The organism is Bacillus sp. FSL M8-0049 (assembly GCF_038593355.1).
GTDB lineage: Bacteria > Bacillota > Bacilli > Bacillales > Bacillaceae > Bacillus > Bacillus safensis.
Genome location: NZ_CP151986.1, coordinates 3,472,021 through 3,495,396, shown reverse-complemented (window position 1 = coordinate 3,495,396; position 23,376 = coordinate 3,472,021). Strand labels below are relative to the sequence as shown.

The 23,376-nt window shown below is 41.5% G+C and carries 23 protein-coding genes and 2 riboswitches; of the genes, 19 read left to right on the top strand and 4 right to left on the bottom strand.

Going from position 1 to position 23,376, the window contains the following annotated elements:
• The first annotated feature begins 162 nt into the window (after positions 1–162).
• The 11 genes from NSU13_RS18055 to NSU13_RS18005 all read left to right on the top strand — a co-directional run bounded on the left by NSU13_RS18055 (position 163) and on the right by NSU13_RS18005 (position 12,583).
• Complete coding sequence (locus NSU13_RS18055) at positions 163–819, top strand: type 1 glutamine amidotransferase domain-containing protein (RefSeq protein ID WP_034281379.1); 657 nt, start codon at positions 163–165, stop codon at positions 817–819.
• 141 nt (positions 820–960) lie between these two features.
• Positions 961–2,088: a hypothetical protein gene (locus NSU13_RS18050; RefSeq protein ID WP_034281378.1), complete on the top strand. Its 1,128-nt coding sequence runs from the start codon at positions 961–963 to the stop codon at positions 2,086–2,088.
• A gap of 56 nt (positions 2,089–2,144) precedes the next feature.
• Positions 2,145–2,248: riboswitch (TPP riboswitch) on the top strand.
• Between the two features lie 87 nt (positions 2,249–2,335).
• Positions 2,336–3,022 (top strand): thiaminase II, encoded by a 687-nt coding sequence (gene tenA, locus NSU13_RS18045; RefSeq protein ID WP_025093767.1) that lies wholly within the window; start codon positions 2,336–2,338, stop codon positions 3,020–3,022.
• Positions 3,019–3,618 (top strand): ECF transporter S component, encoded by a 600-nt coding sequence (locus NSU13_RS18040; protein WP_061110279.1) that lies wholly within the window; start codon positions 3,019–3,021, stop codon positions 3,616–3,618. The genes tenA and NSU13_RS18040 overlap by 4 nt, the downstream gene beginning before the upstream one ends.
• Positions 3,593–5,191, top strand: a complete 1,599-nt coding sequence (locus NSU13_RS18035) for an ABC transporter ATP-binding protein (RefSeq protein WP_046312729.1) — start codon at positions 3,593–3,595, stop codon at positions 5,189–5,191. The genes NSU13_RS18040 and NSU13_RS18035 overlap by 26 nt, the downstream gene beginning before the upstream one ends.
• Complete coding sequence (locus tag NSU13_RS18030) at positions 5,181–5,915, top strand: energy-coupling factor transporter transmembrane component T (protein ID WP_342489206.1); 735 nt, start codon at positions 5,181–5,183, stop codon at positions 5,913–5,915. The genes NSU13_RS18035 and NSU13_RS18030 overlap by 11 nt, the downstream gene beginning before the upstream one ends.
• 150 nt (positions 5,916–6,065) lie before the next feature.
• Positions 6,066–6,905 (top strand): methyl-accepting chemotaxis protein, encoded by an 840-nt coding sequence (locus NSU13_RS18025; RefSeq protein ID WP_034281375.1) that lies wholly within the window; start codon positions 6,066–6,068, stop codon positions 6,903–6,905.
• Between the two features lie 169 nt (positions 6,906–7,074).
• The gene (locus NSU13_RS18020; protein WP_041118272.1) at positions 7,075–7,890 is read left to right on the top strand and encodes a YwqG family protein; all 816 of its coding nucleotides are present in this window, start codon (positions 7,075–7,077) and stop codon (positions 7,888–7,890) included.
• A gap of 235 nt (positions 7,891–8,125) precedes the next feature.
• Positions 8,126–8,959 (top strand): PRD domain-containing protein, encoded by an 834-nt coding sequence (locus NSU13_RS18015; RefSeq protein WP_034281373.1) that lies wholly within the window; start codon positions 8,126–8,128, stop codon positions 8,957–8,959.
• Positions 8,960–9,285: 326 nt separating this feature from the next.
• Positions 9,286–11,193 carry a beta-glucoside-specific PTS transporter subunit IIABC gene (locus NSU13_RS18010; protein ID WP_342489697.1) on the top strand — a complete coding sequence of 636 codons (1,908 nt, stop codon included), beginning with the start codon at positions 9,286–9,288 and terminating at the stop codon, positions 11,191–11,193.
• A complete protein-coding gene (locus NSU13_RS18005) occupies positions 11,165–12,583 on the top strand; it encodes a glycoside hydrolase family 1 protein (protein ID WP_342489696.1) in 1,419 nt (472 codons plus the stop codon). Before NSU13_RS18010 ends, NSU13_RS18005 begins: the two co-directional genes overlap by 29 nt.
• A gap of 52 nt (positions 12,584–12,635) precedes the next feature.
• On the opposite strand, the gene NSU13_RS18000 is transcribed toward NSU13_RS18005, so the two are convergent.
• Positions 12,636–13,760 (bottom strand): 5-methyltetrahydropteroyltriglutamate--homocysteine S-methyltransferase, encoded by a 1,125-nt coding sequence (locus tag NSU13_RS18000; protein ID WP_034281370.1) that lies wholly within the window; start codon positions 13,758–13,760, stop codon positions 12,636–12,638.
• 88 nt (positions 13,761–13,848) lie between these two features.
• A riboswitch (SAM riboswitch) is annotated at positions 13,849–13,961 on the bottom strand.
• Between the two features lie 210 nt (positions 13,962–14,171).
• Here NSU13_RS18000 and NSU13_RS17995 point away from each other — a divergent pair.
• Complete coding sequence (locus NSU13_RS17995) at positions 14,172–14,849, top strand: DUF3298 and DUF4163 domain-containing protein (RefSeq protein WP_041118266.1); 678 nt, start codon at positions 14,172–14,174, stop codon at positions 14,847–14,849.
• 85 nt (positions 14,850–14,934) lie between these two features.
• Here the strand turns inward: NSU13_RS17995 and NSU13_RS17990 are convergent, their stop codons facing one another.
• Positions 14,935–15,114, bottom strand: coding sequence for a hypothetical protein (locus NSU13_RS17990; protein WP_008345664.1), 180 nt, complete (start codon positions 15,112–15,114; stop codon positions 14,935–14,937).
• A gap of 289 nt (positions 15,115–15,403) precedes the next feature.
• Complete coding sequence (gene pepT / locus NSU13_RS17985) at positions 15,404–16,636, bottom strand: peptidase T (RefSeq protein ID WP_047202931.1); 1,233 nt, start codon at positions 16,634–16,636, stop codon at positions 15,404–15,406.
• A gap of 226 nt (positions 16,637–16,862) precedes the next feature.
• On the opposite strand from pepT, the gene NSU13_RS17980 reads away from it, so the two are divergent.
• From NSU13_RS17980 to NSU13_RS17960, 5 genes are all read left to right on the top strand, one after another.
• Positions 16,863–17,186: a WXG100 family type VII secretion target gene (locus NSU13_RS17980; RefSeq protein WP_024427532.1), complete on the top strand. Its 324-nt coding sequence runs from the start codon at positions 16,863–16,865 to the stop codon at positions 17,184–17,186.
• Between the two features lie 4 nt (positions 17,187–17,190).
• Positions 17,191–18,387 (top strand): glycine zipper domain-containing protein, encoded by a 1,197-nt coding sequence (locus tag NSU13_RS17975; RefSeq protein ID WP_024427531.1) that lies wholly within the window; start codon positions 17,191–17,193, stop codon positions 18,385–18,387.
• Positions 18,388–18,399: 12 nt separating this feature from the next.
• Positions 18,400–19,158, top strand: a complete 759-nt coding sequence (locus NSU13_RS17970) for a hypothetical protein (protein WP_034281364.1) — start codon at positions 18,400–18,402, stop codon at positions 19,156–19,158.
• A gap of 21 nt (positions 19,159–19,179) precedes the next feature.
• The gene (locus NSU13_RS17965; RefSeq protein WP_041118260.1) at positions 19,180–19,707 is read left to right on the top strand and encodes a YfjD family protein; all 528 of its coding nucleotides are present in this window, start codon (positions 19,180–19,182) and stop codon (positions 19,705–19,707) included.
• 99 nt (positions 19,708–19,806) lie between these two features.
• On the top strand, positions 19,807–20,271 hold the full coding sequence (locus NSU13_RS17960) for a helix-turn-helix transcriptional regulator (RefSeq protein WP_024423909.1): 465 nt from the start codon (positions 19,807–19,809) through the stop codon (positions 20,269–20,271).
• 54 nt (positions 20,272–20,325) lie between these two features.
• Here the strand turns inward: NSU13_RS17960 and NSU13_RS17955 are convergent, their stop codons facing one another.
• A complete protein-coding gene (locus NSU13_RS17955) occupies positions 20,326–20,673 on the bottom strand; it encodes a helix-turn-helix transcriptional regulator (RefSeq protein WP_024427528.1) in 348 nt (115 codons plus the stop codon).
• A 205-nt stretch (positions 20,674–20,878) separates the two neighbouring features.
• Here NSU13_RS17955 and NSU13_RS17950 point away from each other — a divergent pair, with 205 nt between their 5' ends.
• Positions 20,879–21,868, top strand: coding sequence for an asparaginase (locus NSU13_RS17950; protein ID WP_024427527.1), 990 nt, complete (start codon positions 20,879–20,881; stop codon positions 21,866–21,868).
• Positions 21,869–21,896: 28 nt separating this feature from the next.
• Positions 21,897–23,318, top strand: coding sequence for an aspartate ammonia-lyase (gene aspA / locus NSU13_RS17945; RefSeq protein WP_024423908.1), 1,422 nt, complete (start codon positions 21,897–21,899; stop codon positions 23,316–23,318).
• The last annotated feature ends 58 nt before the right edge of the window (positions 23,319–23,376 follow it).

Here is a 23,376-nt window from a genome sequence, read left to right as displayed (position 1 = left end):
TTCCCTACCAATAGAATGTGACATATTGATTAGATTTCGAGTCATACCATATTTTTTAGAAAATCGGGTATAACATAATGAGCTGGCCTAAAGTCATATTGCTTGATATTTAATTGTGCAAAATATAAAATAACCACAGGATAAATCGAAAGGATGATCAAGATGAGTAAGAAAGTGTTATTAGTATCGACAAGCAGCCCAGAAATGAATGGACATCCAACAGGCTTATGGCTAGAAGAGTTGGCAGAGCCATTTCATATTTTTAAAGAAAATGAACTAGAAGTACAAATTGTCTCTATTCAAGGTGGCACTGTACCAATTGACAAAAATTCAATTCCTGAAGGTGTCCCAGCGCAATATCAAGATGTATATGAATTACTTCAAGACACAAAGGCGCTTACAGATGTGAATCCCGCTGATTATGACGGAATTTTCTTTGCTGGAGGGCACGGTCCTATGATCGACTTTGCGTCTAATCAACTGGTAGCGGATGCGATCTTAGCAGTTTCAGATAAAAATGGTGCGATCGGAGCCGTTTGTCATGGTGTTTCAGCATTCGTTGATGTGAAGGATGAAAATGGCAAATCATTTATCGAAGGCAAAAAAATCACAGGCTTTACAAACGAAGAAGAGGAAGCCGTGCAGCTGACATCAAAGGTTCCATTTTTATTGGAAACAAAACTTCGTGAGCAGGGGGCAGCGTTTGAAAAAGGAGACGCCTTTGCGCCATTTGCTGTCGTTGACGGACAAATCATCACTGGACAAAACCCGGGATCAAGTGCAGAAACAGCACGCTTGTTTGTCAAAACTATTGCATAAAACGATCAAAAACCAGTCGTGACTCATGCGGCTGGTTTTTTTGTTATAAAAATGTCCCAAAAAAGACCAAAACAATAATTAGAATAATGGTAAAATAATCACAGGGTAAAAAACCCAAATGAGGAAAAAGGGGATGTTCCTGTGAGAGCATTTTATGTCAAAATCACCGCAGCTTTACTATCTGTTTTACTCGTCGCAACAGGTTTGTTGTCACCAGCATTAAAAGCAGAAGAAGCACCGAAATCAGAAGGGAAAATATCACCACTGACGGAAAAAGCGATTCAGCAAGTGCAAGAATCGTTTGAAAAGCAGGATGAAGGAACCGCTATTCAACAGAAGCAAGTGAAAAAATCATTTAAAGTGAATAAGAAGAAAGGAATCAGTATCAAACGAAAAGCTGCTAAAGAAGGCAAAATGCGCACGTCTGCCGTTCGCTCCATTGATGGACTAGCTATTAATCAATCGGCTGTCTTAACAGAGGACGACCCAGTTGATTTATGGTTTTTAAGCACATCTTCACCTCAGGCACTCATCAGCCGGATTACCTCTTCAAACCCTGATTATTTTGTTCAATTATTTGTTGTTGATTATGAAACAGGACAAGCCTACCCGACAGATTTGATTCAACCGGCAGGCAGCCTGCTTGGATTGACCAGCTTACCAGCAGGTGATTATGCATTCGGTATTACAAGCGGCGGAGAATTTGGAGATTCCTACACGATACAAGTAAATGCAAAAAACCCGCCCAATTTCACGGGGGCTGTATCTCTTTCGTCCACCTTGCAATATTTTGTAGCTGAGTATGCAAACGGTGATGTATTTGCAAATGGTACAAAAGTATACAATAAGCAAACAAAGACAGCAAATTATGAATGGGAGCGTGTTTTTTATTTCTCTTATGATGGAAAATACGAACAAAGAACTCATTCAATCTCAAGTGTGAAAGTAAAAAACATTTCGGCTCCTGTGTCATACTCAGCTCCTTATGCGAGCTCCTCAGAAGCCATCCTCGTTTACTTAGATGTTGAGACATTGTTTATGTACCATCAATCATCATATGCAAGCGGGCAATATTACCATGATACCTTTGTTGATACACTCGGGAAGACAACACCAAGACGCTTAGATATTGATGATATGACAAATTACGGTGATCATATTTTAGCTGTAGATTTAAAAACAGGAAAGCCGATTGATTTCTTCAGTGTGCTGAATTTCTACTATGCTGCAGGGATCGAGAAGCTGCCAACAATCAGAACGTTGAATTAAGAAAGGCGGTTGACATCAAATCGCCACATGTGTAGAGTAAAGATAATTAAATGACAAAAGTCCACTAGGGGAGTCATGTATGACTGAGACAAGAGAAAATCTTGGACCCTTTGAACCTGATCTAGTTCGTACTAGCGGAGGGAAGTGGAGCTGGACCTTGTCTTATTCATGATTGAATTGATAAGAAGGCCGCTCCATTTGGGGTGGCTTTTTCATTTATTCAACTGAAGAAGAGGAGGCTTTTTTTATGACATTTTCTACGCAATTAAGGAAAGAAGCAGAACCGTTATTTGAAGCCATTTATCAGCATCCGTTCGTCAGAGGCCTGGCAGCAGGAAAGCTGGAAAAGGAACAAATCATTCATTACGTCAAACAAGATGCAGAATACTTACAAGCATTCATTAAAATTTATGCAGCAGCGCTCAGCAGATGTACAGACAGAGAGGATATTGCGTTTTTCCATCAGCAGATTGCGTTTGTACTAGATAGTGAGACGCACCCTCATCAAAACCTTTGCCGAGTGGCAGGAGTAGCATATGATGAGCTCCAAGGTGCTTCTTTGGCTCCGAGTGCTCATCACTATATTCATCACATGCTGCAAGTTGCGCAAGAAGGCACGCTTGGTGAAATCATCGCTGTCCTGCTTCCATGTCCTTGGACATATTGGGAAATAGGGAAACGAATGCTTACAGATGTGCAGCCGGACCCGTCACATCCGTTTTATGAGTGGATCACGTTTTATGGAGGATTAACCGATTCTGTTACAGGTGAGCTTTGCAAGCGGCTCGATCAGTTGGCGGAAGCAGCAAGTGAGAAGGAAAAGGAAAAAATGAAACAGCATTTTATCTTAAGCTGCCAGCTCGAGTACAAGTTTTGGGAAATGGCCTTCACTGTTGAAGAGTGGCCAGTTCAACTGGAGGTGCATTCATCATGACATGGAAGATGAAAGAAGTCGTTCTTGCGGTGATTTTATCCGTTGCATGCGGTGTGATCTATTTAGGATGGTCCACGCTATACTTACCGATTACAGCACTTGTTGGCCCAGCAGGAGGCAACATCATGTTTGGAATATGGGTCATTGCCAGTCCAATCGTTGCATATATCATTCAAAAGCCGGGAGCTGCTCTGATTGCGGAAACAGCCGCCGCTGCTGTGGAATTATTGACAGGAAGCCACTTTGGACTTTCAGCTCTGCTGATTGGTGTATGCCAAGGGCTTGGGGCAGAAATCGCCTTTGCTCTTTTTGGTTATAAACGGTATCGCATGTGGACACTGATGCTCTCTGGTGCCTTTGCCGCTATCGGAGCGATGTCTTACAGTCTCGTGGCAAATGGCTTTGGATATTACACGCCTCAAGTTTTACTTATGACGCTTGTGACTCAAATCATTAGTGGAATGATACTTGGCGGCTGCCTTGCGAAAGTGGTGGTGGACGCACTATCCAAAACAGGTGTACTGAATCAATATGCCATCATGAAAGAAAAACGAAACAAAGGTGAACAGCATGAATTCATTTCTCGCGTGCAATGAACTCTCTGTCCGTTTTTATGAACAGCCTAAGCCCGTTTTGCATCAAATCTCCCTTACGATTCAAAAAGGGGAAAAGGTGCTTATTTTAGGACCGAGCGGAAGCGGGAAATCTACGCTCATTTCGGTTCTGGCTGGAATCATTCCAGAGCATGTGGAAGCAGACATGCAGGGCGAAGTGGTGTTACAAAGACATACAGGCGTCATGTTTCAAGATCCAGACTCTCAGTTTTGTATGCACCGCGTCAATGAAGAAATTGCCTTTAGCTTAGAGAACCGTTCCGTCCCTCGTGAAGAGATGGATGACACCATTCAGCAGCTCATGCAAAAAGTCCAACTGAATGTCGATCCGCATACAGAGATTCACACGTTATCTGGCGGCATGAAGCAGCGATTGGCACTTGCTTGTTTACTCGCATTACAGCCGGATGTTCTATTCTTTGATGAACCAACCGCACAGCTTGATCCGGCAGGTAGAATGGACATATTTCAACTGCTGCAGCAGCTTGCAGCCGGTCAGCAGCAGACCATGATTTTTGTAGAGCATGTGCTTGACGGTGTCATCGAATGGATGGACCGGGTGATTTTATTAGATGATCAAGGCAGCATTTTAGCAGATGGAGCTCCAAAAGATGTGCTCACGGCATATGAGGAAGAAATGAAAGAGGCTGGAATTTGGCGGCCCAAATTATTTCCCGAGAAATGGTCCACGATCATTCAAGATCCATTTCATCCACTGAGTCAAACCTTTATGCAAACTTTTAAAACACGAAAAGAGCAGCGAGAAAAAGTGCCATCAATCGAACGAAAGACAATGATTCGTACAGAAAATCTTCAATTAAGCTACGGGAAAAAAAGGATTATGAGTGATCTCCAGCTTGATATCAAATCAGGGGATTGGGTGGCGATCATTGGGGAAAATGGAAGTGGAAAAAGTACACTTCTCAAACATTTGGTTCGTTTAGAGCCAACGAAAAAAGGCCACATTTTCTTAAAAGATACACTCCTAAAAAAGTGGTCAGACCGAGAACTATATGAAAAAGCAGGCTTTGTGTTTCAAAATCCGGAGCTTCAATTTATACAAGACACAGTATTCGATGAAATTGCCTTTGGCGGCAGACAGCGAAACTGGCCAGAATCAGTCGTACAAGAAAAAACGGTTCAGCTGCTGAAAGAGTTCGGTTTAGAGAATCATGCAAAAGCACATCCCTTCACCTTAAGCTTAGGGCAAAAAAGAAGATTAAGTGTTGCCACGATGCTCCTTTTTGATCAAGATGTATTGCTGTTAGATGAGCCGACTTTCGGGCAGGATGAAAAAACGGCGAAGGAATTGATGAGGCGTTTAAAAGAGCGTCAGCGCCAAGGTACGACCATTGTGATGGTCACACATGATATGGAGCTTGTCGATGAGTGTGCCGATCAAGTGCTTCTGTTTCATCAAGGGAAGCATGTTTATGATGGCACCCCTTATGATTTATTTTCAAATCAAGAACTTGTCGATGCTTATCAGCTGAGAGCTCCTTTACATTATCGCTATGTGGCAGAAAGAAAGGACGTGCTGACGATTGCAAAGTAATCAATCCTTTCTTTCTACTGTGAATCCAGTCATGAAATTACTCGCTCATCTGCTTGCGATGGGCTGTCTCATGTCGATTTCTGACCCTAAAACTACCTTTATCATTTGGCTGTTTGCTCTTGGCATTGGACTTGTTTTAGGTGGATGGAATATGAAGTATCTCGTTACAAGGCTTGTCCCTTATCTGCTCTTTTTTATTCTCGTCTTTTGGATGATGGCGGCCTTCGGCAAGGGGGATCATACCGTTTGGAAGTGGGCGTGGTTTCATATCACAGAGGAGAGTTTAAGAAATGGGCTCACCATCGCTTTTAGAATGCTGGGATTTGTGACATTTGGTCTCCTTTTTACGTCCACAACAGATTTGACGGCATTTATGATGAGTCTGATTCATCAATGCCGAATGTCCCCAAAATGGGCGTATGGCATGCTTGCCGGCTTCCGGTTTATTCCGTTATTTCAAAGTGAATTAAAACAAATGAAAGCTGCACACAAAATCAGAGGCTACAAGCAAAAAAACAGCTGGAAAGCCTTTATGCGTTATGCATTGCCCCTTTTTACGCAAGGCGTACGAAAATCAGAACGCTTAGCGATTGCAATGGAAGTCAGGGGCTTCACAGGGACGAGAGAGCGAACGTATTATCATATCATCAGCACCTCATGGATTGACTATATGTATCTTTTTCTCATCGGTATCAGTGTCTTCATGTGCATTTACTTTGTTTAAAAAACACCCACATTCTCTTGATAGAATGTGGGCTTTTTATATGTCTTAGGTCATTTGATTGATATTAGTACACATTACAGGCTGTAATAGATCATATAACGAACCGATAAAGAAGGTGTACTGAGAAATAGAGAGGATGAACGTAAGCGAATGTCACAGAGAATTGATAACATAATAGACGCTTTACCAATCATTGGACTTGCTATGAGAGAGCAGCTAACCTTTTCTGTTTTAGGGAAAGAGAAGGTTCTTTATTATCAGCAGCATGGGAATATTGATTTAGGATTTAAAGCTGGTGATGCACTAGATGCTGGATTCCAAAACTTTGCGATGTTGAAAAATGGGAGAGAACCATCGTTTATTCAAATTCCAAAAGAAGTATACGGGATTCCAATGGATATCGTAGCCGTTCCAATTTCTGATGAATCAGGTCAAGTGGTTGCTGCCTTCTGTGTGGCATATGACCAAACGAATCAACAACGATTAGATCACATCATGACGGAGAGCAACGAAGCTTCCGAAAAACTAGTCGCAATGGTACAGCAGGTTGCCGCACATTCAGAGGAACTACAAGCGACAAGTGAACAAATTCTACAAAATACGAAAACCACTGTCGAAAATTCCTCTAAAATCAATCAAGTGTCCAATCTCATCAAAGGTATCTCTGATCAAACGAACTTACTTGGACTCAACGCATCAATAGAAGCTGCAAGAGTAGGGGAAGCAGGAGCAGGTTTTGGAGTGGTCGCAACAGAAGTGAGAAAGCTGTCAACTCACGCGAAACAAGCGACGACTGATATTGAAACAGCCCTAAAAGATGTGCAGGGATCGATCAAAGGAATGGAAGAAGAAATTGCGCAAATTGTCGCTTCCTCTGAGCATCAGGCAGAGCTAGTAGGCACTTTCACAAAAATTATTGAAGGTCTTCACGAAACAAACGAAACGATGAAAGCATTAGCAAACGACTTAGTAAACTATCAAGTGAAATAAAAGAACGACAAAACCTCCAGCTGAATCGGAGGTTTTTTTATCATTTCAAGGTGAGAAACTTGTTAGGATTATGACCGTTTTATCGCTGACAGGCAGGATACACTTCTGTATGATAGAAAAAGAGAGACTAGTTTTGTCATTAGACCTATTCATAAGGAGGAAGATCATCGTGACACAATCAGCGAAGCTGAAAGAAATACTTGCACCCTACCGTCCGTTGTTAGATGAAACGGAAAAACCAATGATTCAATTACAGATGAAACAAGGAAAAACAGGACCATACGACAGCAAAATAGCTGGTGATCCTTATTTTCCCAAAAACGACGAATATCCAGTTGACGGAGAAGGACATCCTATGAAACTTTTGGCACAAATTAATTTCGGCCAGCTGCCGAAGCTGAAGGATTATCCAGAAACAGGACTTATGCAAGTTTTTATTTCTGTGCATGATGATCTTTATGGGATGAATATTGACCATAAAACAGAGCAAAAAGATTTTCGCATCAAATTTATTGAGGAACCTTTCTTGGCAGAAGAAGAGTTAATGACTGATTTTTCTTTTGTGAAAATTCCAGATGATTTTTATTTTCCTGTGACGAAGGAAGGCGCGATCACAGGTGAATTATCAAGCGAAACGATCAGTGTAGGAGATTTCCGCTTTGAAAAAGTCACAGGAAAGAACAGCTGGGACCTATTCGAAGATGCAGATGGTGTTAATGGCGATGAAGCAGATGCCCTGCTGGATGAATTCTATGAAACAGCGAGTGGCTTTGGTCACAAATTGGGCGGGTATCCAGGGTTTACACAAGAAGACCCGCGTACCTATGTAGATCAAGAACATACCGTTCTGTTATTGCAAATTGACTCAGATGATGAAGTAGATCTGATGTGGGGAGATTGCGGAATCGCCAACTTTTTTATCAAACCAGAAGATCTTAAACGAAAAAATTTCGAGAATGTCGTCTATAATTGGGACTGCTCTTGATTTTGTAAAATACACACTTTAAACACTCTTTTTAGAGTGTTTTTGTGTATTTTTTTAGACTTTTTTGCCCCTATTTCGTCATTTTTGAGAGGTAATATGTCATTCTTTCTAGTTGACCGTATCAAAAAAAAATGTAAAATCATCTTAAAGTCCTCTTTTTTGAAAATAATAATAACATGACATATGAATCAACGATAAAATGCTCGAAAAAGCGGAATGTACTGGGGGGTATCAATTGATCATTTCTAAAGTAATCAATAATAATGTTGTCAGTGCATATGATGACGAGCAGCATGAGCTGGTCATTATGGGCAGAGGGATCGCGTTTCAAAAGAAAAGCGGAGACCCGATTGACGAAGAACGAATCGAAAAAGTATTTTCTATTCAAAATAAAGATATATCAGAAAAATTCAAAACCCTGCTTTATGATATTCCAATCGAGTATATGCAAGTGTGTGAGGCGATTATTGAGCATGCGAGAACAACCCTTAACAAAAATTTAAATGACAGCATCTATGTGACGCTGACGGATCATATCACCTTTGCCATTGAACGTCATCAAAAAGGAATGGACATCAAAAATGCCTTGCTCTGGGAAATCAAACGGCTGTATAAAGATGAGTTCAGATGCGGTTTAGAAGCTATTCGGATCATTGAGGACAAGCTGAGCATCCATCTTCCTGAGGATGAAGCCGGCTTTATTGCCATGCATATTGTCAATGCAGAGCTCAATGAAGAAATGCCAAACGTTATTCAAATCACCAAACTCATTCAAGACATTTTAAACATCGTTAAGTATCACTTTCAAATTGATTTGGACGAGGAATCATTAAATTATTTCCGTTTTGTTACGCATTTGAAGTTTTTTGGTCAGCGTCTGTTTAACGAAACACAGATGGAAAATCAAAACGAGTTTCTGTATGAAGTGGTAAAAGAGAAAAACACCGCAGCTTTTCAGTGCGCAGAAAAAATTAACGATTATGTTCAAAAAGAATACAACCGAAGTCTCATAGAAGATGAAATGCTATATTTAACTTTGCATATAGACAGAGTAATAAAAAGAAAATAAATTCAAAAAGAAAGCGTTGACATCACAAAATTAACATGATAATTTATAACTATAAACTAAATAACCACAATCTTTTAGGATTGTTACTGGTCAAGCAGGCAAAACCTAAATCATTGTCCCTATCTATGATAAGGCGTGATTTAGGTTTTTTTATATCTAAAGACTTATAAAAATTAAATAACGATCAATCGCTATGAAGGATTGTTACTGGTTAAGCAGGCAAAACCTAAATATCGATTAATGTCTGAATCGCTATTTCTCGGACATTAATGGATGTTTAGGTTTTTTCTATATCAAGATGAAATCAACGATTGGAGGGTAATACAATGAACCACAAACAAACAGCAAAAGAAGTGCTAGAACTTGTCGGCGGTGAAAAGAATGTTAAGCACGTCACGCATTGTATGACAAGACTTCGCTTCAACTTATACGATGAAAGCAAGGCAGATAAAGAGAAGCTGCAATCAACAGATGGCGTCATGGGCGTGAATCAAAGCGGAGGTCAATATCATGTCATTATCGGCAATGATGTCTCAAATGTCTATCAAGCGATGATTGCTGACTCAGGTCTATCATCTGATGTAAAGTCAGGCGGTACAGAAGAAGCGTCAAAGCAAAATGTGATATCAAAGCTTTTCGATTTTATCTCTGGTGTCTTCACACCGATTCTTCCAGCCATCGCTGGGGCCGGTATGATCAAAGGGATTTTGGCACTGATGCTCACATTCCAGTGGATATCAGATAAAAGCAGTACGTATGCGATTTTAACAGCCATTGGAGATGGAGCCTTTTACTTCTTACCGATTCTGCTTGCTGTAAGCGTAGCCAAAAAAATTGGCACAAATCAGTATATCGCGGCTGCCATTGCAGCAGCAGCACTGCACCCGCAGTTAACCGCTTTACTGGGCGCGGGAAATACAGAATTTCTAGGCTTGCCAGTGGTTGCCGTTGTGTACTCTTCATCGGTGATTCCAATTCTGCTCACCATCTGGCTTGGTTCATATGTTGAAAGATTCGCAGAAAAATATAGTCCGAAATCATTAAAGATCATCCTTGTTCCAACAGTCACACTTCTAGTCGTTGTACCAGTTATGCTCATCGCGGTTGGACCGCTTGGCGGGATTATCGGAAGTGGCCTTTCAGGTGGAATTGATTTATTGTTCAAACATGCAGGTATTTTGGCCGGACTCTTGATCGGCGGCTTCATGTCACCATTGATCATTACGGGCATGCACTATGCACTGCTTCCAATCATGATCAACAACATTACGTTAAACGGTTTTGACTTCATTCTTCCAATGATGTTTGTAGCAAATATGGCACAAGCAGGCGCAGCATTCGGTGTCTTCTTAAGATCAAAAAACAAAACATTTAAATCATTGGCGATGTCTACAAGTATCACAGCATTAATGGGTATTACTGAACCTGCTATGTATGGTGTGAACATGCGATTGAAAAAACCGTTCCTTGCAGCCCTTATTGGTGCAGCAGCAGGCGGCGTGTTCATGTCAATCTTTAAAGTAAAATCATATGTGATATCTGGATCAGCAGGCCTTCCAGGTCTCCCAACATTCATTGGACCAACATTTGTCTACTCAATCATCGGCTTAGTAATCGCCTTTGTCGTAGCAACGATCATGACACTTGTTCTCGGATTCAAAGATGTACCAGTGAAAGATGATACAAAAGCAGACAAACCAGAAGAAAAGAAAGACACAGCAGCACTTCAAAATGAAGTGGTACAAAGCCCGCTTGAAGGTCAACTAAAGCCGCTCAATCAAGTAAATGATGCAACATTCTCTAATGAAATCATGGGTAAAGGTGCAGCCATTGTACCAACAGTTGGGCGTGTTGTAGCACCTTTCAACGGCAAGGTTGAAACCATTTTCCACACAAAACATGCCATTGGTTTGAAGAGTGAACAAGGTACAGAACTTCTCATTCATGTGGGGATTGACACGGTAAAACTTGACGGAAAGTATTTTACAAGTCATGTGCAGTCAGGTGATCTGATTCAAGCAGGAGATGTACTCATTGATTTTGATATCGAGGGCATTCAGCAAGAAGGCTATGATGTCACCACACCTGTAATTGTCACCAACACAAACGATTTTGCACAAGTTGATGCGAAAACAGATGGAACGATCACAGTGAAAGAGACACTGCTTACAGTCAGTGTAGAAGAAAAAGAGGAGGGTATTCAACATGAACAAGTTAGAAAAAACATTTCCTAAAGGTTTCTTATGGGGCGGCGCTGTTGCAGCCAACCAAGTTGAAGGCGCATATAATCAAGATGGAAAAGGCTTATCGACAGCTGATGTATCACCAAATGGTATTATGCACCCATTCGATGAATCAATGAAAGACCTTAACTTATATCATGATGCAATCGATTTCTACCATCGCTATAAAGAAGATATTGCACTCTTTGCAGAAATGGGATTCAAGTGCTTCAGATTATCCATTTCTTGGCCGCGTATTTTCCCAAATGGCGACGATGCGGAACCGAATGAAGCAGGCCTCGCTTTTTATGAAAAAGTATTTGATGAACTGCATAAGCATGGAATTGAGCCAGTTGTCACCATCTCTCACTATGAAATGCCGGCCGCACTTGTGAAAAACTACGGCGGATGGAGAAACCGTAAGCTTGTGGATCTTTATGAAACATACGCGAAAACATTGTTCACCCGCTTTAAAGACAAAATAAAATATTGGATGACCTTCAATGAAATCAACGTTGTATTACATGCGCCTTTCACTGGCGGCGGACTTGTATTTGAAGAGGGTGATGACGAGAAAAGCATTCAATATCAAGCAGCGCATCACCAATTTGTTGCAAGTGCTTTGGCTGTCAAAGCAGGACACGAAATCATTCCTGATGCGAAAATCGGCTGTATGATTGCAGCGATGACAACTTATCCGTACAGCTCAAGACCAGAAGATATGTTTGCTGCAATTGAGCAAGACCGTAAAACATTGTTCTTCTCAGATGTACAGGCAAGAGGCTATTACCCAGGTTACATGAAACGTTATTTCCTTGAAAATGACATCAACATCGAGTTCCAAGAAGGGGACGAAGATATTTTAAGAAACCATACAGTGGACTATATTGGCTTCAGCTATTATATGAGCTTTGTGACAAGTACAGATCCAGAGATTCTTGGACAAGTGACTGGCGGTAACTTATTTGAAGGTGTGAAAAACCCTTATCTAGAAGCAAGTGATTGGGGCTGGCAAATTGATCCGAAAGGACTTCGTACAACACTGAATCAGCTGTATGACCGCTACCAAAAGCCATTGTTTATCGTAGAAAATGGATTGGGTGCTGTCGATCAAGTAGAAGAAGACGGATCCATTCAAGACGATTACCGAATTGATTACCTCAGAAGCCACTTGCTAGAGGCGAGAGAAGCGATCGCAGACGGAGTTGACCTGATCGGTTATACAAGCTGGGGCCCAATTGACCTTGTCAGCGCATCAACGGCTGAAATGAAAAAACGCTACGGCTTCATTTATGTTGACCGTGATAATGAAGGAAACGGTACATTAGATAGAAAGAAAAAGAAAAGCTTCGATTGGTATAAACAAGTGATTGCGACGAATGGTGAACATTTGGATGCATAAAAGAAAAAGACAAACCGCCATACTGCGGTTTGTCTTTTTTTTCTCTGAGGGACTACGAAGTCCACACTTGATCTGCAATTTCAATCACATGACGCAGCTTTTCCCATTGCTGCTCTTCTGTTAACAGGTTGCCTTCCTCTGTTGAGGCGAATCCGCATTGTGGACTCAAACAAATTTGGTTAATGTCTACATATTGAGCCGCTTCCTCAATGCGTTTTTTAATCTGTTCAACTGGCTCAAGCTCTCCGTATTTTGAAGTGACAAGGCCTAGTACGATTTGAAGGTTTGGGTTCTTCACATATCGAAGGGGCTCAAATCCGCCAGAACGATCGTCGTCAAACTCTAAAAAGAGACCATCAAGATCTAAGCCGGCAAAAATTGTTTCTGCCGCTGCTTCGTAACCACCTTCAGCTGCCCATGTCGATTTAAAGTTACCGCGGCAAATATGCATGGTGATCACCAAATCCTCTGGGCGGTCGGCAACAGCTTCATTGATTGTCTTCGCAAACGATTCACGAAGTTCATCTTCTTCACGGCCAAAGGCTTTGATTTGTTCATGGCCTTTTTCAGAAAAGAACACTGCCCATGCCGTATCATCCAGCTGCAAGTAGCGGCAGCCTGCATCATAAAAAGCACGAATGGCTTTCTTATACGCTTGTGCCACATCATGGTGGAATTCCTCTAAGCTGTCATACACTCCTTCTTCAAGCTTTCCACGGAAAAAGAGCATATTCGGACTTGGAATCGTCATTTTAGCCGTATGATCACCAGCGATGCTGTGAAGGAAACGATAATCCTCCAGCATTGGATGATCTGTAAAATCGATCTTGCCTGTAACCTTGATACCTCTAGCTTTTGTCGTTGTGTTATGGAATTGAATGCCTTGATCTGCTTCAAATCCTTCAACTCCATCGAGTCCTTCAAGAAAGTCAAAATGCCACCATGCACGTCTGAATTCACCATCTGTGACAACCTCTAACCCAATTTCTTTTTGCTTCTCTACAATACGTGTAATTTCTTCGTTTTCAATTTGTCGGAGCTGCTCTGCTGTCAGCGTACCGTCTGCTTTTTGCTTGCGTGCTTCCTTGATGCGCTCTGAGCGAAGTAAACTTCCTACTTGATCTGCGCGGAATGGCGGTTTCGTTGTTTTCTTTCCAATGGTTTGTACTTGTGTCATGCTGAATCCCTTCTTTCCTCAGGTTAAAAAATCAAATAAAAAAGCTCTTCCTTAGATAAGGAAGAGCATCATATACTGTGAGAACTCTGCCTTATCTTCAAACAAGCATTTGCTTGCTTAAGGAATTAGCACCATTCTGTTCCTAGGAACAGCGGTTGCCGGGTTTCACAGGGCCAGTCCCTCCACCACTCTTAATAAGGTTACCTTTTGATTCAATTTTCTTAATAAACACAATTATTCAACCTTTTCAGGGAAAAGTCAATGGTTTTATCGTTTAATTTTCAAAATGAACAAATCAAGGGAAACAAACCCAGTGTGGAAAAATAAAGAATAATATGGAAAAAATACTTCTTTTGGTTCTTTTGTCATGGTATACTCATTTGGTAATAGACAAAAATGGGGGTTTTTACTATGACAATGAAAAAAGGTCTAACGATCAGCCTGCTCATTTTCTCACTGATTGTTTCCTTGTTTGCGCCAGTTGGATCTGCGGATGCCAAACAAGCAAAAAAAGCAAAAGTAAGCACACACTATTATAAGAAGAAAAAAACGTTCAAATATGCACAGGTGAAAAACCTAAGCAAGGCGCATATGAAAACCATCAATCGTGATTTAAAAGAAGATATCGCCTTCTCTTATTCTACGTACTTGTTTTTAAAGGACGAAGCGAAAAAGGAAGGCTACGGGAAGGTCACGTATGAGAGAACGTATAAAACGAAATTTAACAATGGTAAGAAACTGAGTATCTTAAACTATGATTACATGTATAACGGTGGAGCGCACGGAGACACAATGGTTTCCAGCATGAACTATGTGTTAACAAAGAAAAAAACAAAGCAGCTGTTCTTGACAGACGTTGTGAAAACAAAGAAAAAGCGTACGAAAGTAAGAGATTATATTTATAACTACACAAAGAAACATAAAAGCAAGTTCTACGCGAACTTGAAAAAAAGTGACATTGAAATCAACTACAACACGCAGTATTACTTCACGAAAAAGGGAATTGCTGTTGTCTTCCAGCCATATGAAATTTCACCTTATTATGTTGGAATTCCTATGATTCAAGTTCCTGCTAAGGTATATAAATAAAAAGAAAAACGACCACTGAATCTGGTCGTTTTTTGCTGTTTATGCAAACAAAAAAGAGCCCCTCATGAGGCTCTTTTATTTGGATTTATACTTGTTTAGGTGCATCGTTTAGTGGGTGACGGCGTTTTCCGTTGTAGTGGCGGCGCATACGAAAGATTTCAAACTCCGAAAGCTCTGCGCTTTTTCTTTTTTGGGTGCGGTTATCTTTTTTGAAAGAGAATAGTAAGTAGCAGCAAAGTGAAGCGATAATCAATAAAATCATCATATGACATTCCTCCAATTCATCCTATTCTTTAAGTGTAGACAGGGTGAGTGATGTTTATAACTGAAAATAAGCAGCAGAATCGGTTTAGTTCTTAAGGTTCATTCGATCTGCTATTTTAGGTCTAAAATACTGGTTGTTTTTAACTATTATATTTCCAGTTATTTCACTCGTCAAGAAGAATTTTTTCTGGGGTTGTCTCTATTAGTACGAATAAGTGTCATAAAAGTTTCAGAAAATTGTAAACTTTTATTAAAAAACCGTTCCCGAACAGGAACGGTTGTAAACATGTCTATGCTTTTTCTTCAAATAAACGGGCAATTTCAACGATAACTTCAGTTGCTTTCACCATGTTTTCAACGGAAATAAATTCATATTTACCGTGGAAGTTTTCCCCGCCTGTAAAGATGTTTGGCGTTGGGAGACCTTTATATGAAAGCTGGGAGCCGTCTGTGCCGCCGCGAATTGGTTCAATGACCGGTGTTACTGAGCGATTTTCCATGGCTTCATGAGCAATGTCCACAATATGTTTCACTGGCTCAATTTTTTCTCTCATATTATAATATTGATCCTGAATGCTGAGGGTGATGCTGTTTTCTCCGTATGTGGCTTTTAAGTCATTTGCTATTTTTTCAAACAGTGCCTTGCGATTGTTGAATTTCTCTTTATCAAAATCACGGATAATATATTGCAGCTCAGCCTCTTCTACTTCCCCTACAAATTTCGTCAGGTGGAAAAAGCCTTCGTAGCCTTCTGTATACTCCGGAGATTCGTCAGAAGGAAGTTTGTTGTGAAAAAGCATCCCGATTTTCGCAGCGCTGACCATTTTGTCCTTTGCTGTCCCTGGGTGGACATTGTTTCCTTTAATGGATACTTTCGCGCCCGCTGCGTTGAAGCTTTCATATTGCAGCTCGCCAAGCGGTCCGCCGTCAATTGTGTACGCATAGGAAGCGCCAAAGGCATCAACATCAAACTTGTGCGGCCCTCTGCCAATCTCTTCATCTGGCGTAAAAGCGACACGGATTTTTCCATGCTTGATGTCTGGGTGTTCGATGAGGTAATGCATAGCGGTCATAATTTCTGCGATACCAGCTTTGTTATCTGCACCAAGCAGGGTTGTGCCATCTGTAGTGATCAGTGTATGTCCTTGGTACTTTTGTAAATTTGGAAACTGTTGTGGAGATAAAACGATATGTAGATCTTCATTTAAGGTAATGTCGCCGCCTTGATAGTTCTCATGAAGCTGCGGTTTTACATTTTTGCCAGTGAAGTCAGTGGCTGTGTCAATATGAGCCAGAAAGCCAATGGTCGGCACATCTTTGTCTGTGTTAGAAGGGATTGTTCCCATGACATAGCCGTTTTCATCCATAGTCACTTCTTGAATCCCAATGGATTTCATTTCTTCAACAAGCTGTCTCGCCAGATTCAATTGTCCTTCAGTAGATGGGCAGCTTTCCTTTTCTGCATCCGACTGCGTATCTACCTTCACATAACTTGTGAAACGCTGAATCATTTCCTCTTTCATCTATACGTCACTCCTTTTGTAGAATACGTCCATTTTATCACGTCTTGAATGCGCTTCATAACAAGAAAGGCTTTCTCTGGCAATTAGAGAGGAAAAAGGCCTACTTTCATTAGGTAATGTGCTGAATGGTTCTTTAGGGTGATTTTTTTGGGTGTCTTTTTATTTATAATGAGGACATATAAAATCATCCATTTGTACGTTAAATTGGGAGAAAGGGGTGCGAAAGTTGGATTCTAGTCAAACGCTGGCACTCGCTCAAAAGTTTCAGGAAGCGGCTGATGAGATTCGGCAGTCCAAGCAGCTGCTGGAAAATCGGCTGAAGGCAGTAGGATCAGGCTGGCAGGGAGAAGCAAGGGATAAATTTGATCAAAGCTTTGAAGAAACAACGGCACGCTATGATCAATTTGAAAAGGATTTGCTTGAAACAAGTCAGGAACTGCGGGATGCAGCGGTCAAAATTGAGGAGCGTAAAGCTGAAATTGCCAGAATGGAAGAGCTTGAGCGAAAGAGACGAGAAGAACGGAGAGAAAGAAACCGAGAAGGGAGATGATGTGATGGCACGTGACATTGTGGTTGATCCAGATCAGCTGACTGGGCTGGCGAATGATTTTGTAGGCGAGCTGTCAGCCATTGAAACGAAGCACCGCGATTTACATAGTGAACTGGACGGGCTGATTTTAGGCTGTGATCCTCGGTATAGAAGCTGTTTTTCTGGTGTCGGGGATGCATGGGGAGCAGGACAGGCATTAATCAGCAAATTGAGCAGTGATGATATTGCCATTCGTCATGCAACGGATAAAATGGTCGAAGCAGATGATATATTGCGGAAATTGTACAGTATTTATGATCAATATGGTACACTCACGAGCTTAGCTGGTATCGTGATGATGCAGGCGAAATATTACGGGCTTGGAATGACGACCTTCATTAAAGAGAATGGCCGATATGCAGCGCAGCATTCAAAGCTGCTGCTTGATCTGACCAGCCGGGTAGAAGGAACGAGATTTGACCGGTTAGCAAGGATTTGGCTGAGTAAAAAAGAATTATTAAAACGATCGAACTGGCCGATGGCTGACTTGGTTCATAAGAAATTCACAAAATTTTATCCTGACGATACAGTTGCGTTCACAAACAGTGTTCGTGATTTTACAAAAGGAAGTATTAATTGGAAGGACACGGCTGCTATTAAGTCTGTTCTGAAAAATGGTGCAAGATTTGCGAAAGGAAATGCCATCATTGCAACAGTTGTCACTGGTGCAACTGAGACGGTTGGCTGTGGATTGAAAATTGCCGAGAACTATGCAGAATTCGGCGATCAGCCAGAAGTTCTTAAGCGTGAAAATGCAAAGGCTGTTGGAAATGCAGTGAACAATACGGTCTTTATCGCTGGCGGTTCTGTCGCAGGTGCCGTTGTCGGCGGTGCTCTTGGCAGCTTTGCAGGTCCGATTGGAACCGTGGTTGGCGGAGCCATTGGTTCAGCAGTAGGTGGATTTATTGGAGAAAAAGTCGCCAAGCTGACATCCGGTTTTGCTGAACAGATGGCAGTGAAATTAAAGGACCCGATTCATGCAGTCGTGGATAAAGGGAAAAAAGCATTCGAACTGGCGGGTCAAGGTGTGAAAGCAGTGAATGATACCATTGATCAGGCAAATCAGGTAATACATAAAGGGATAGAAAAAACAAAAGAAACCGCAGATTCGCTCATAAAGGGTGCAGGCGATTTCTTTAAGGGTGCATTTTCTTTTGGATAAGGAGAGATCAAGTTGGATCAGCTAAGTCTAAGTATTGAGGAACTCATCTTTAGTTTTTACAGTGAAGGCTATTTTGAACAAGGTATGTCCTTAAAGGAGGCTTATTATCCTGAAGTAGAGGACGAGCGCTTGGGTTTTTTATTTGAAATTGCGTGCCGCTCTTTGCTCGCAAAAGGTGTACTGGAATTTCGAAACAGACAATACCGTTATAAAACGGAATACCGTCATTTCATCCAGGCGATGAATGATGCCTCCCACACGATCAAGGCGTCTAGATTTGGAGATTTAGATGAAGAAGTCAGCACCTCTTTTCACACAACACAAGCGGGTGTATATGCGCATCATACGCTTTATGATCAACAAGTGCATCAGATTCGCAAACTGGATGGCGATCAGCAGGCAGAGGAGCAAGTGACAGCCTTTTTCAACATACAGATGAATGATCACCCTGAACCTGTCATCAGCCTGCAGGCAGAGGAATTTGAAATGCTATTAGAACAGGCAAGCGAAGCGAAAAATGAGTGGCCATCCTTTCTGAATAAAGCGGAGAATCAAGAGCTCGTGAAGGCATTTGTTTCTGATGTACAGACGAGAAAAGGAAAGATGGACTCCCTCATGAAGGTCGTCTATGACAAAAATAATACGCCTGATGTGGAGTCCATGCTATTTGTGATTCCAGGTGAGAACCAATCGTGGCTTGTATCAGGAATAAAAGAAAATCAATTTCGCATTGAGACGGCTCATCGAGACGGGTTACGTTCTATATTCTAATGGAGAAAAGGAGAATGACACTTGAATCCAAGTGAAGTAATAGAAGTAAGGAGCAGACCTTTTTTAAGAGTATGGGCATTCTTAGCAACGGGCGGCTTCGGTATCATCGGTATTTGGTTATTTTCAGAAGCTCTTACATTTGAATCAAACTATACATTGTTTTTATTTTTAGGCGGACTATTAGGTATTGTCTATGGCTGGATCTCCTTTTTGATGATTTTGCCTGCTTTTACGAAGAGGGGAAATGTGATTTTTCGCATTCAGCGCGGAGAGAATGGCGCTGTGCTGCACCGGGAGCGAATGATTCCTTTTCAAGATATTCAATCAATCGACATGCGCAGGCATCGTTACAGTATAAGAGGATTTCTTTTCATGGATGTGCTCATTCGGAAAGTAGATGGGGAATTGATCAAAATTCCGGCGTACAGCATTTTAGATGAAGAAGTATTTGAGCAGACCGTCAAACAGGAGATCTATCCATATTTACATCAGACAGCCCAAGAAAATTGGAGACAGCAGCATGGCCAAGGAGAAGAGGAGACCGACTAAGTTGTTTTTGTCAGAATTCCATAGGATGAGGCGCCACTTTTTCGAAGAAATCGTGTATGATGTCAGTAAAGACTGAACACTCGAAAGAGGTGATGAGAGATGGATAAAGAGATGGTAATCGACCTCGTCACAGAACAAATGGCACGGATTCGAAAAGAAAAGGATTATACGCAGGATCGTATGGCGGAGGTACTTGGTCTATCGAAACGGCATCTACAGCAGGTTGAAAAAAACAGGCTGCGTCTCAACTGGACGCAATCCGCGGCCGTATGTGCATTATTCAGAGATAGTGACATTTTAAAAGGCACCCTGGGGGATGACCCGCTCGAGATTTTGGAAGTTGTGGCACATGATGAATTGCATCTATCAGTAGAGCGTACGATTGGCGGCAAGGTTTGGTGGAGGACGTCTGTCAAAAAAGGCACGTTTCGGCTTCAGCAAAATGTACTTAGTCAGCATTACCGCATCTTAGACGAGGAGAATTATCGCTATTATAGTTCGTTTAATAAAGAAGAAGCGAAGCGGCGGCTAGAGGAATTAAGCCAGCTGTCTTCTCCATATTGAGATTGGAAAAGGAAAGAGAGGCACCTGTTTATAAGGTGCCTCTCTTTTCTGTGTTTATACTTTTAGAGTGTTTTTCGCCCGAATAAAGGCAACAAGCTGTTTGATTTCTTCATCATTTAGGGGAACGCCGTCTACATAAATGGTTCCTTCTTTTGCTTCCGTCAGTTCAATTTTGATATCAGAGATTTTGCGTTGTATCTCTGGCTCGTCCGTTCTACCAAGTAAAAAATCAATGGACGTATCATACAAATCAGCCAGCAGCTTCACTGCTTCAAGCGAAGGTCGTCGGTACCCAGATTCGTAACCGGCATAGGTGCTTTTGGCGATACCTAGGCGATCTGCCGTATGCTGGAGAGACCATTTTTTCTTTTTTCTAAGGGTGGTTAAACGATCGAGTATCATACATGAACGCTCCTTTATTTACAACAACAGTATATCATATTTTGACATAGAATGTACGCGTTATGCGTAACAATTTCTTGATTAATTCGCGTTATGTGACTATAATGGCAATGAAGGTACGCGTAAAGCGTATATTATAGAATAGCACAAGCTAGCTTATAATATGTGTGACAAACGAAGTAATTTTACGAAAGAGGTGGACCTGTTGAAGAAATTATTGCTTTTAACGACTGGTGGGACGATTGCATCTGTAGAGAGTGAAAATGGTTTAGCTCCAGGTGTTAAAGCTGAGGATCTTTTGAGCTATTTAAACGAAATTAATGCAGAATATACAATGGACACAAAGTCCCTAATGAGTATAGATAGTACAAATATGCAGCCTGAATACTGGGTTGATATCGCAACAGCCATTTATGAGAATTATGATCAGTATGATGGGTTTGTCGTTACTCACGGAACCGATACAATGGCCTATACATCAGCAGCGCTGTCTTATATGCTGCAAAATCCTGATAAGCCGATCGTGATTACAGGTTCACAAATTCCGATTACTTTTAAGAAAACAGATGCGAAGAAAAACATCACAGATGCGATTCGCTTTGCATGTGACGGTGTTGGCGGCGTGTATGTCGTGTTTGATGGCAGAGTCATCCAAGGAACACGTGCGATCAAACTAAGAACGAAAAGCTACGATGCATTTGAAAGCATTAACTACCCATATATTGCATCAATTGAAAACCATCAAATTGAATACAATAGCAAAGTAAAAAGAACACCAATGAAACCGCTTAAATTAGATGCATCCTTGAACACAGATGTGTGTCTGTTAAAATTGCACCCAGGCCTGAAGCCCGAGTTTTTAGATGCAGTCAAAAGCATGTACAAAGGGGTTGTCATTGAAAGCTACGGCAGCGGCGGAATTCCTTTCGAAGGAAGAAACCTTTTAGAAAAGATTAACGAATTGCTGGAAGAAGGCATTTCTGTTGTCATCACCACTCAGTGTCTTGAAGAAGGAGAAGATATGAGTGTGTATGAGGTAGGACGCAAGATCAATCAAGAATTGGTGGCACGTTCAAGAAATATGAATACAGAAGCTATCGTGCCGAAATTGATGTGGGCACTAGGCAAAACAACAGATCCAAGAGAAGTCAAAAAGATTATGGAAACGCCAATCGCAGAAGATTTAGTGATTTAACTATTCTATAGAAAGCAGGTCATAAGAGATGGTTCAAGCAACTTATCGCTATGAGAAGGATTTTCTTGGTGAAAAAGAAATTCCAGCAGACGTGTATTATGGGGTTCAAACCCTTCGTGCAAAAGAGAATTTCCCGATTACAGGATATCGGATGCACGAGGAACTAATCAGAGCCTTTGCCATCGTGAAAAAAGCAGCAGCTCAAGCCAATATGGAAGTTGGACGTTTATATGAGGGAATTGGAAATGCCATCGTTCAAGCGTCTGATGAAGTCATTGAAGGCAAGCTGCACGAGTACTTTATTGTCGACCCAATTCAAGGCGGCGCAGGAACGTCCATGAATATGAATGCCAATGAAGTGATTGGAAACAGAGCACTAGAAATCATGGGACATCAAAAGGGAGAATACATCCATTTAAGCCCAAACACACATGTGAACATGTCGCAATCAACGAATGATTCATTCCCAACGGCGATCCACATTGCTGTGCTCAAGCAGTTAGATATTCTGCTTGAAACGATGCAAGTCATGCAGGACGTCTTTCAAAAGAAAGCGAAAGAATTCGATCATGTGATCAAAATGGGACGTACGCACCTTCAGGATGCTGTTCCAATCCGTTTGGGACAGGAATTTGAAGCTTACAGCCGCGTGCTGAGCCGTGATATTAAGCGGATCAACCAATCAAAACAGCATTTATATGAAGTCAATATGGGTGCAACAGCAGTTGGGACAGGCTTAAACGCAGATCCTCGTTATATTGAAATCGTGGTGAAGAAGCTCGCTGATATATCTGGTCTTCCTCTTGTAGGCGCAGAGCATCTCGTGGATGCAACGCAAAATACAGATGCTTACACAGAAGTATCCGCCGCTTTAAAAGTATGTATGATGAACATGTCTAAGATTGCCAATGACCTTCGCTTAATGGCATCTGGTCCGCGCGCAGGTCTTGCTGAAATCGCATTGCCAGCCCGCCAGCCTGGATCTTCCATCATGCCTGGGAAAGTCAATCCAGTCATGGCTGAGCTCATTAACCAAATCGCATTCCAGGTCATTGGGAACGACCACACGATCTGTCTTGCTTCTGAAGCAGGACAGCTTGAGTTAAATGTGATGGAGCCAGTTCTGGTCTTTAACTTGCTTCAATCTATTAGTATAATGAATAACGGATTCCGTTCATTCACAGATCATTGCTTAGCGGACATTGAAGCAAATGAAATACGTTTGAAAGAATATGTAGAAAAAAGTGCAGGCGTGATCACTGCCGTGAACCCTCACTTAGGCTATGAAGCAGCCGCTAGAATTGCAAGAGAAGCCATTTTAACAGGACAATCGATCAGAGATCTTTGCTTGCAGTACGATGTTTTAACGGAAGAAGAACTTGATATTATCTTAAATCCATTCGAGATGACAAAGCCTGGCATTGCAGGTGCAGAGCTCCTAGAGCGATAATAATATCAAAAATTTTATTTTATTAATATGTGGAATTGCCTGTGAAAAAGAGAAAAAC

What these genes read in the sequence shown, in the direction of transcription:
- NSU13_RS18055 (WP_034281379.1), top strand. Translation starts at nt 163, where the DNA reads ATGAGTAAGAAAGTGTTATTAGTATCGACAAGCAGCCCAGAAATGAAT.
- tenA (WP_025093767.1), top strand. Translation starts at nt 2,336, where the DNA reads ATGACATTTTCTACGCAATTAAGGAAAGAAGCAGAACCGTTATTTGAA.
- NSU13_RS18040 (WP_061110279.1), top strand. Translation starts at nt 3,019, where the DNA reads ATGACATGGAAGATGAAAGAAGTCGTTCTTGCGGTGATTTTATCCGTT.
- NSU13_RS18035 (WP_046312729.1), top strand. Translation starts at nt 3,593, where the DNA reads ATGAATTCATTTCTCGCGTGCAATGAACTCTCTGTCCGTTTTTATGAA.
- NSU13_RS18025 (WP_034281375.1), top strand. Translation starts at nt 6,066, where the DNA reads ATGTCACAGAGAATTGATAACATAATAGACGCTTTACCAATCATTGGA.
- NSU13_RS18010 (WP_342489697.1), top strand. Translation starts at nt 9,286, where the DNA reads ATGAACCACAAACAAACAGCAAAAGAAGTGCTAGAACTTGTCGGCGGT.
- NSU13_RS18005 (WP_342489696.1), top strand. Translation starts at nt 11,165, where the DNA reads ATGAACAAGTTAGAAAAAACATTTCCTAAAGGTTTCTTATGGGGCGGC.
- NSU13_RS18000 (WP_034281370.1), bottom strand. Translation starts at nt 13,760, where the DNA reads ATGACACAAGTACAAACCATTGGAAAGAAAACAACGAAACCGCCATTC.
- NSU13_RS17995 (WP_041118266.1), top strand. Translation starts at nt 14,172, where the DNA reads ATGACAATGAAAAAAGGTCTAACGATCAGCCTGCTCATTTTCTCACTG.
- NSU13_RS17990 (WP_008345664.1), bottom strand. Translation starts at nt 15,114, where the DNA reads ATGATGATTTTATTGATTATCGCTTCACTTTGCTGCTACTTACTATTC.
- pepT (WP_047202931.1), bottom strand. Translation starts at nt 16,636, where the DNA reads ATGAAAGAGGAAATGATTCAGCGTTTCACAAGTTATGTGAAGGTAGAT.
- NSU13_RS17975 (WP_024427531.1), top strand. Translation starts at nt 17,191, where the DNA reads ATGGCACGTGACATTGTGGTTGATCCAGATCAGCTGACTGGGCTGGCG.
- NSU13_RS17960 (WP_024423909.1), top strand. Translation starts at nt 19,807, where the DNA reads ATGGATAAAGAGATGGTAATCGACCTCGTCACAGAACAAATGGCACGG.
- NSU13_RS17955 (WP_024427528.1), bottom strand. Translation starts at nt 20,673, where the DNA reads ATGATACTCGATCGTTTAACCACCCTTAGAAAAAAGAAAAAATGGTCT.
- aspA (WP_024423908.1), top strand. Translation starts at nt 21,897, where the DNA reads ATGGTTCAAGCAACTTATCGCTATGAGAAGGATTTTCTTGGTGAAAAA.